The organism is uncultured Cyclobacterium sp. (genome assembly GCF_963976465.1).
In the GTDB taxonomy this organism is placed as follows: domain Bacteria; phylum Bacteroidota; class Bacteroidia; order Cytophagales; family Cyclobacteriaceae; genus Cyclobacterium.
Window position 1 is genome coordinate 1 of the sequence record NZ_CAXBOC010000178.1, and the last position, 9,581, is coordinate 9,581.

The 9,581-nt window shown below is 38.6% G+C and carries 6 protein-coding genes; 5 read left to right on the plus strand and 1 reads right to left on the minus strand.

Annotation, left to right across the window (positions count from 1 at the left end; translation table 11 throughout):
* The 3 genes from AAC037_RS11505 to AAC037_RS11515 form a co-directional block, all read left to right on the plus strand.
* Window positions 1–1,665, plus strand: a 1,665-nt coding sequence (locus AAC037_RS11505; RefSeq protein ID WP_339903132.1) for a hypothetical protein, incomplete at its 5' end; no start/stop codon positions are given.
* Window positions 1,666–1,871: 206 nt separating this feature from the next.
* Entirely contained in the window at window positions 1,872–3,101 is a 1,230-nt protein-coding gene (locus AAC037_RS11510; protein ID WP_339903133.1) for a gliding motility-associated C-terminal domain-containing protein, read from the plus strand.
* Between the two features lie 3 nt (window positions 3,102–3,104).
* Window positions 3,105–4,040 (plus strand): type IX secretion system membrane protein PorP/SprF, encoded by a 936-nt coding sequence (locus AAC037_RS11515; protein WP_339903134.1) that lies wholly within the window; start codon window positions 3,105–3,107, stop codon window positions 4,038–4,040.
* A gap of 199 nt (window positions 4,041–4,239) precedes the next feature.
* On the opposite strand, the gene sulP is transcribed toward AAC037_RS11515, so the two are convergent.
* Entirely contained in the window at window positions 4,240–5,964 is a 1,725-nt protein-coding gene (gene sulP / locus AAC037_RS11520) for a sulfate permease (RefSeq protein WP_339903135.1), read from the minus strand.
* 558 nt (window positions 5,965–6,522) lie between these two features.
* On the opposite strand from sulP, the gene AAC037_RS11525 reads away from it, so the two are divergent.
* Both AAC037_RS11525 and AAC037_RS11530 read left to right on the plus strand, forming a co-directional pair.
* On the plus strand, window positions 6,523–7,227 hold the full coding sequence (locus tag AAC037_RS11525; RefSeq protein ID WP_339903136.1) for an NAD(P)H-binding protein: 705 nt from the start codon (window positions 6,523–6,525) through the stop codon (window positions 7,225–7,227).
* 195 nt (window positions 7,228–7,422) lie between these two features.
* Window positions 7,423–9,581 (plus strand): hypothetical protein (locus tag AAC037_RS11530; RefSeq protein ID WP_339903137.1); only part of this gene is annotated, 2,159 nt, incomplete at its 3' end.

A 9,581-nucleotide genomic window follows, 5' to 3' on the forward strand; every position in this document is an offset into this window, starting at 1 on the left:
AATAGCTTTGATTTTGAATTTACTTCCGTAGAATTAACCAAAGCTCCATCTTCCTTTAGTGGTTCTTTGCCTTTAGATGTTACTAACAACATCAGCAATGTGGATCCCAGAAGGTTTTACATGAACAACCTGCCCGAAGGAGATTATGAGTTTACATCTAATACCAGTTGCAAAACTACACACCTTACCAAAGTCACGATTGAGGGTATTGAGGTAATAGAAAACCAAATTGACATCATTGAAAATTGTGGTGCATTCAATATTTTTTTAAACCATGATGACAATTCAACCAATGGACAATCTCCTTTATTCGGAATCCAGAAACTTGACCCATTATCCGGAAACTGGGTACATCCCGAATCAGGTATTACGTATAACCCTTCGGAACCATTGACCAATGAAAACGCAGTGATATTGGTCAATGGCGCTACCAATATAAATCAAAATTATTCTGGAACATTAAGGTTAGTAAAATCATTGAACATCTGGAAAATGGGGGAAGACATGATGCTCAACAGACCCCAAATCACCTATTGTTTAGAGACATTAAAAACCTTCGAAATCAAAGAGAAAAGTACCTTTAATAGTATCAATACATTTAAATGCAGTGGAGACAATTATGAGGTCTCTGTAAATGCAGATGGCTACCTTCCCATAACTTATAAAATTGTTGAAAAAGACGGCTTACCTTTTGTCCTTGACAATGGAGAAGACCCCTTATTTAAGGGGCTTGAGTCCGGTAGGTACAAGCTACAATTGGAAGATGCCTGTGGGAATTTAACTAATACTTCTGTACAAGTAAAAGGTGAAAATTTACCTATAATCATTCCGGAAAATCTCTGCGAAGGAGAAGATGGGGCACTTTTAGTTAAAAATTTGGATTTTCTTCAATTTGAATGGTACAAAGAAGGGGCACCTGAAAATATATTAAGTAATACTTCTCGTCTTGATTTCCCCTCCTTTAATTTGTCAACCAATTCCGGCACATACTATGTTAGAATCAGTGATAACAACCCGGAGTCTTGTGTAAATAAAACTCTTGAATTTACTATTGACGCTGCAAGTTTAAACCCTGAATCAGGAACAGGTCAGGAAGTGGATATCTGTAAAGGGGAAATAATAAACTTATTTGATTATCTGAACGGACCATATGACAATTATGGAAGCTGGGAAGAAATCACCAATAGTGGAAATTTAATTGAAAACGTTTGGTCATCGGAGGAACTGCCCACCGGCACCTATGCTTTTGAGTACACAATTACCGGGATATGCTCAGGTGAAAAAAGCACAGTTGTTACTATAAATTTGACTGAGGTTCCTGAGGCCCCAAAAGGAGAGCCTGTTCAGGAATTTTGCAGCCCAGGCGAGTACACCTTGGCTGCTCTGGAAGTTGAAGGTACAAACATCCAATGGCATACTTCCCCCCTTGGAGAAGAAACACTTCCTAAGGAGACAGTTCTACAAAACGGCATGACTTATTATGCCACCCAATCCAATGGTACTTGCCTTTCGGATGAAAGGTTAGCAGTAGAAGTATTTGTTTATTCTCAGGTAAGCAATAATACTATTTCCGGTGAACAGTCTTTGTACCAGATGAAATCATTGGTACTGAACCACAAGGAGCTTCGGGAAAGTTCACTTTTATATGGGAAGCTAAAACAGTAGGATCAGACTGGGAAATTATTGAGGATGCCAAAGAAAAGAATTACTCTCCAAACCCACTTATTGAGACCACAAATTTTAGGAGAACTGTCTCCGATGAGATATGTGGAGATCATATAAGCAATGAAATAACCATTAAAGTGGCCACTGCACCTATAATGGCTAACAATGATGTTTTCGGGCCCTTAATAAACTTTGAGTTCCATTCATTGCCTTCAATTTTATTGAATGACAGCCTGAAAAATAAACCGATCGTCCCTGAAGATGTAGAAATCAACGTTTTAAGCATTATTGATCAAGATGGGAATGTTGTTTCATTGGATTACAATTTGGACCCTGAAGGTATAATAAAACTCCCTGAAGACATCCCGCCTGGAGATTACTTTATTCGATACAACATTTGCCAAAAAGATGTTCCTGACAATTGCAGTGAGGCCAATATTACCTTAACCATCATAGGAATTTCTATTGATGCAGAAAAAACGCTTGATAGGACACAGGCTTTGCCGGGTGATATAGTAAATTATATCATTAAGTTAAAAAACACCAGTACTTTCACTTTATCAAACATAATTCTAACTGAACTATTACCTGAAGAGCTGATGCTTCTTTCTTCCACACCTTCATTAAGCACTTCCAACACATGGGAAATAAGTAATCTTGCCGATGGAGAAACCGTGGAGTTGGGATTGTCTGTAATGCCAACAATAGATGGAAACTATACCAATGAAGTCAATATAAAGGTAGAAAATTACGACCAAACGATTCGAAGTGAAGAGTTACAGGTTAGGCCTAAGATGGTTGACTTGGCCATAGAAAAAACCTCCTTTAATTCCACAGTCAATGATGGCAGTTCTTTCGAATACCAAATAATAGTTACCAACAACGGACCTGACCCCGCTGACAATGTTCGAATTGTGGACTTTTTACCGGCACAATTGGCTTACGAATCAGAAGTGTTGAATGCTGAAGGGTTACTTTCTACCCCTAGTTTTTCTCAAGAAGAAGATATATTGGTTTGGAACGTACCCCAATTTGAAGTGGGTGCCACCCTCACCATCACCCTAACAGTAAAGGCTATTGCTGATGGAAGGATCAGGAATAGAGCTGAGGTAAGTGCAGACGGACAAGATGTATTACCCGAAAACAACACTTCTATTGAAGTAAAAACCATTCTTCCACTATTTATCCCAAATGTAATCAAACCTGATGGAGATGGTAAAAATGAAACTTTTGTAATTAGAGCCTCCCATAGGTATGAACGACTAGAGCTGGTGATATTTAATCGATGGGGAGACATCGTTTTTTCTTCCACTGACTATCAAAACGATTGGTATGCTGAAGGTTTATTGCCAGGGACATATTATTATCAAGTTAAAGGCGTAAATTTTGATAAGAAAGAGAAACAATACAAGGGCTGGGTACAAGTGATTAAATAAAATATGAAACCAATAACCTTACATAGCATTCTTATAACCGTTAGTGTTCTCTTTGCATTAACCTCTGCTCAAGCACAACAACTTCCTCAGTATAGCCAATACGTATTTAATCCTCTTCACATTAATCCTGCCTATGCAGGATACAAAATTGACCCTTTTGTACAAGCTACCTACCGAAGTCAGTTTAGTGGATTTGAAGGAGCTCCACAAACTTTTTCCGTTGCCGCAGATATCGGAAATATGGAGCAAACCATGGGTTTCGGCATACAAATTAATTCAGACAAATTCGGAGCCAGTAATATCCAGAACTTACTCCTTACGTACTCCTACAGTGTGCAATTGACCTATAGTAGCTATCTAAGCTTGGGGGTTAGTTCAGGTTTTGCTTCTTATGGCCTAGATGCAAGTCAATACCTGCCTGATGACCCCAGTGATCCCGGCATACCTCAAGGTAAAATAAATGCCATCACGCCCAATTTAAATCTTGGTATATTTTTTCATACACCTCAGTTTTTTACAGGTTTAAGTGCTTATAATCTAGTAGGGCAAAATATTCTTGAAAAGAAAAACCTGGCAGCACTCTTGCCCTTGTCAGATGGAGTTTCTCTTAAACCTTCACTTTTAATCCGTGAGGAATTGAATGGCCCTACAAGTTTTGACATAAATGCAATGTTTCTTTTAAGAGAAAATTATTGGATAGGCACTTCTTTCAGGTCAGGATTCATAAAAAATAAAGCTGCAATTGCTGATATTGGAAGCAATAGGAAAGCCCTTGCCTTGCTAATGGATATTTTCATTACCCAAGAACTCAGAATGGGTTATGCCTATGATTTCAACCTTAACAGCAAAAGCAATTATACCAACAACAGTCATGAGCTTTCTCTGGGGTATTATTTAAATAACAAATGGTTTGATTCACCATCCCAAAGGAATTTTTAACCTTTATTAAAACCAAGTTTACCAATGCATTATAACGCTTATAGTCAGTGTTTTTTGGCAAATTTACTTCGTTTCATGAGATGATGTAGTTCTAAAGCAGCATTAACAAATTTCTGTCTGCAGATTAGGCTCAGATGCAACATCGCCTAACCTTCTTTGCATTTTCACTTCAACTCGAATGCTAAGACCTAATCCGGAGTTAAGTCTTAGATTGAAGAGATATCCTGTTTTCAATGGCTGATTTTTGATGCTTAGGGTTACAATGTTCTAATGCTTCATTGGTCTTGACGAAAAAATTATCCTTTCCAATAGCTTCAATCAGCCCACTGCTATAAAAGATATCTCGTGCAGGACCGATAGCTCCAGCAACCAAGAGCTTAATTCCTTTATTATTAAATTCCTGAATAGTCTGACGCAACATATGAATGGCGCTACTGTCAATATAATTGATCGCCTCTGCATTCAGGATGATGTATTTTACTTCCTCTCCTTTAAGGTCAAGCTGATTTTGCAATTCTTTTTTGAAATACTCCCTATTTCCAAAATACAACTGAGCATCGAATCGAATAATTAGAATATCCCTAAACGTTTCGGTATCTTCCGGAAAACGGGCTATATTTTTAAAATAGTCCGTATTTCTAATTCTACCCAAAACTGCAATATGTGGTCTTGAGGTTCTGTAAACCAACAACAATAATGAGATTAATACCCCAAGCAGAATGCCTTCTTTAATTCCTACAGTAAGGGTGATCAAAAAAGTTGCAAGCAAGAGATAAAACTCATCTCTTCTATTCTTGAAAAGCTCTATTGGGTAATTGAAGTCAATTAGCCCAAAAACTGCCACCATAATAATGGCGGCCAATACCGCATTGGGCAAATAATAAAATAATGGTGTTAAGAACAATAACGTTAAGCCGACCACCAAAGCACTTACCATCGGTGCCACGCCTGTTTTCGCTCCGGCTTGATCATTGACAGCCGTCCTAGAAAACCCACCGGTTGTAGGATAGGATTGAAAAAAAGATCCTAAAATATTAGCTGTCCCTAGGGCGATTAACTCCTGATTGGAATCGACCTTATAATCTGTATGCTTCTCTTCGATGGCTTTGGCAACAGATATGGCTTCCATAAAAGCGATCAATGCAAGTGTCAGGGCAATAGGTAGGAGCTCAGAAACTCTGGAAATTTCAAACGCAGGTACCTTTAATGATGGCAAACCACTGGGGACATCGCCAACAATTTTAACCCCCTCTTCATTTAAATTAAAAAAATAAATGGTCAACACACCCAATACCACCACCACCAAGGCAGCTGGTATTCTGCTATTCAAACGCTTGATAGATTTTATTACCACAATGGCCAAGAGACCAATAGACAAAGCAATCCAATTGGTATCAGAAACTGTAGCTATGGCATTTTTTAATAAAACATGAATTTGATTACTTCCCTCAATTTCAGTACCTAAAAGATGTTTCAATTGACTCAAACCTATGATAATGGCTGCTGCAGAGGTAAAACCACTAATGACAGGTTTTGACAAAAAATTCACCAAAAACCCCATCCGCAATAAGCCCAGCCCCAACTGTATAAGTCCCATAAAAATGGCCAAGAAAATGGCCATGGCAATGTATTCGTCAATGCCTGAAAGGGCAAGTGCCCCAAGGCCTGAAGCAACCAAAAGAGAATCCATGGCTACCGGACCTACGGCCAATTGCCTTGAAGTACCCATAATGGCATAGACCACCTGGGGGATCAAAGAAGCATAAAGTCCAAAAACAGGCGGTAAACCTGCAATCATTGCATAGGCCATCCCCTGTGGAATAAGCATGATACCTACCGTCAAACCTGCTCCTATATCTCCGGAAAGATAAGATTTTTTGTAGCCCGGTAGCCACTGTAATATGGGAAAGTATTGTTTTAACATGTCATTAATTTATACCCAAAAGTACTGCAGAACAAATTAGGCAACAGTAACAATGGTCACAAAGGTCTAGCAAACACTTTAGCGCTATCGAATGAACCAAAACCTGACAATAAGCAGGAAGTTTTTTCAAGGAATAATCAATTAATACAATCTTAACCAATCCTTGTCAACTAGAATAAGCCTTTGATTTTCATTTCCTTCAATATAAATTAAATCTGACAACGATCCTTTGGAAGGATTTATTATATAAACGCCTAAGCCTAATTATATAAGGTACTTGTTTGAACTTTATTCCTAAGCGACCACACCCAATAATCTCATGTCATCAATAGAAATATTGAGAAGAAAACAAAATGGTTAAGCAAAAAATACAGTTTAGTAAAAGAGCATAATCAAATTACTTAGGGAAGATGAAAAAGTTATATTGCCAAATCAATTATACAAAACCTATCTTTTAGGTATTCTAGGCTAAGGCCGACTTAAATTCCCTATTCTAAAATAACTATATTGCTCATAGCTAAATAAAGAAATCATTTATCCAATTTTACTTTGTAAATCATGACTGACAATACCAACACCAATTCGATTGTCATTTTAGGTGCTAGCGGTGCGGTAGGTTCAGAAGCATTAAAGACCCTGTTGGCCAATAACAATGTACACCAACTGACCTTGCTTGGGCGAACTCCCATTTCAGGCATCAAAAAAGACAATGTTTATCAACACAAAATAAATGTAAGCAAACCCGATAGCTACCAAGAATTTATTCCTGGTCATGACATTGCAATCTGTACATTGGGTGTAGGAGAACCAAGTAAGATTAGTAAAGAGGAGTTTTTAAAGATCGATAAAGAAGCCGTATTGGAGTTTGCGAAGGCATGCAAAAAAAGTGGCGTCCGACATTTTGAATTATTGGCATCCGTGGGTATAAGCCCAAAGTCTAGTTCATTCTACTTACGAGCAAAAGGTGAGTTGGTAGCAGCTTTAAAGGCTTTGGCATTTGACCGATTGAGCATCTTTCAACCTTCTATGATTTTAACTCCAACCAATAGGTATGGGATATCTCAGGCAATCGTCTTAAAAGTTTTCCCACTACTCAAACCATTTTTAATAGGAAACTTGCGAAAATACAGGGGAATTCCTGTCTCTGTTTTGGGCCAATCCATGGCTGAAAATATTTTTATTGCAGGCAAAGACTACGAAATCTTACAATGGGACCAATTTTATTCAATAATTGATAAATCAAACAAGATTGAAAACCATTGACTTGGCACGACATCCTAAATTACAGAACCCACCCATCCTTAATTAAATATCGGGCCATCGATTCTATCGAAGTCTAAATTTTGTAATTATTGAACTTTAACCTCAGGCAGACCTAAAGACATTTACTATTATCCGGTGTTTTTTGTTAATTTGCGTATTGAATATAAACCTTACTTAATTCCAGACGATTAGACCATGAAGTTTGATTTTAAAGCAGATGTATTGCCTCATTTTTTAGCGATTTCTTCCTTTTACCTGATCGTTGTACTCTATTTTTCCCCCATTGTATTTGAAGGGAAGATGATTTTTCAAACTGATATCCTTCAATGGGAAGGTTCCGCCAAAGAAATATTGGACTATAAGGATAGCACCGGGCAACAGGCACTTTGGACCAATCGAATGTTTGGAGGAATGCCGGCCTATTTGATTCACCTAGACCCAAAAGGGGATATTACCAATTTCTTAATCAAGGTATTGACCTTCGGGCTTCCACATCCCATTAGTGCCCTCTTCTTCGGAATGGTCTCCATGTACTTGCTTCTCATCTGTTTCAAAGTTCGACCTTATATTGCCATAATAGGGGCTTGGGCCTTTGCATTCAACACCTTTAATTTCTTGAGTTTAGAGGCAGGACACAATGCCAAGATCTGGGCCATAGGTATTGTCCCTTTATTACTGGCAGGTGTACACCTGGCTTTCAATGGCAAAAAGCTACTGGGCATCGTAATCACCGCTTTCGCAGTATTGCTACAGTTGAAGTTTAACCACCTTCAAATTACCTATTACACTTTATTATTGGTCATTGTCTATGGCATAGGCCAACTGGTCATTGCCTATCAACAAAAAAAATTACCGGCTTTCGCAAAGATTACCGCTATGCTGCTATTGGCAGCTGTAATCGGAGCAATGGGCCATGCCGCCCGACTAAGTTCAGTATTGGAATATGGAGCCTATTCTATTAGAGGGGAGCGTAATCTTCCCATAGCTGAACAAAATGACACCGGTCTGGACAAAGAATATGCTTTCAATTGGTCCAATGGAAAGCTTGAAACTTTCACTTTGCTTATCCCTAATTACTTTGGTGGGGCATCCCAAGGAGAAGTTCCTAAAAACTCTGCTTCAGAGAAAGCCCTTCGCTCCAATGGGGTGGACAATGCACAAGTAAACCAGTTTCTCAATGGCGCTCCCACCTATTGGGGTGATCAACCATTTACAGGAGGCCCCATATATGGCGGCGCAGTCATGATTTTTCTATTTATTTTGGCTATAATCTTTTCACCTCCACTGTATAGAAATGTATTCCTGTCGATGGTAGTCCTGACCCTAATGCTTTCCTGGGGTAAAAACCTTGCATGGTTTAACTTTGCGATCTTTGACTATCTACCGGGATACAATAAGTTTAGAGCTGTATCCATGGCCTTGGGAATGACCCTTTTTGTAATCCCATTATTTGGGGCCATAGGTCTGGAAAATGTGGTGGAGAGAATAGGTAAGAAAGAAAGTTTAAAACCCTTCTTAATTGGTACAGGTATAACTATAGGTTTAATTCTAGTTGGGGTTGTTTTTGCCTCGTGGGCCGGTTACCAATCTTCCGCAGGTAATCCCGGATATCCTGACTGGCTAATGGAGGCGCTGAAATCTGATAGAAAAAGCCTATTGATGTCGGATGCACTTAGGTCAGCAATCTTCATTTTAATACCAGCCCTACTATTAGGCTTGGTCTATTATAATAAATTAAAAATCAACTATGCACTTTTAGGTATAGGCTTGACAATATTGATAGATCTTTGGGGAGTCAATAGTCGCTACTTAGATGGGGATAGCTTTATTGAAGACCCTAGTGAACAACATTTTGCGGCCACTCCTGCAGACAACAAAATAAGTGCGGACAAGAGTTATTTTCGCGTTTTAAACATTCAAAACCCTTTCAATGATGCCCGAACGAGTTACCGTTTCAATAGCATCGGAGGATACCATGGCGCTAAAATGAGTAGGTATGGTGATTTAATTGATCGAATTCTTCTTTCGGAAATCAATGGGTTTGTCAAGAAAGCCCAAGAAGGAAATTTTGACTATAAAAGCATTCAAAGAATAAATATGCTAAACACCAAATACCTTTTGGCTGGAAAGGCTGAAAATGCTGTATTCCTAAACCCCGAGGCCAATGGTCCTGCTTGGTTTCCTGAAAATATAATCAACACCAATTCAAATGAGGAGGAGATAGAAACATTGGCAGAAATTAATACCAAAGAAACAGCCACCTATAATGCACAAGACAATGGCAATCAAAGCTTAGGTGCCGGAAATGGTACCATCAAACTAGATAAATATGCTCCCGATGCCATTAGCTATAA

What these genes read in the sequence shown, in the direction of transcription:
- AAC037_RS11515 (WP_339903134.1), top strand. Translation starts at nt 3,105, where the DNA reads ATGAAACCAATAACCTTACATAGCATTCTTATAACCGTTAGTGTTCTC.
- sulP (WP_339903135.1), bottom strand. Translation starts at nt 5,964, where the DNA reads ATGTTAAAACAATACTTTCCCATATTACAGTGGCTACCGGGCTACAAA.
- AAC037_RS11525 (WP_339903136.1), top strand. Translation starts at nt 6,523, where the DNA reads ATGACTGACAATACCAACACCAATTCGATTGTCATTTTAGGTGCTAGC.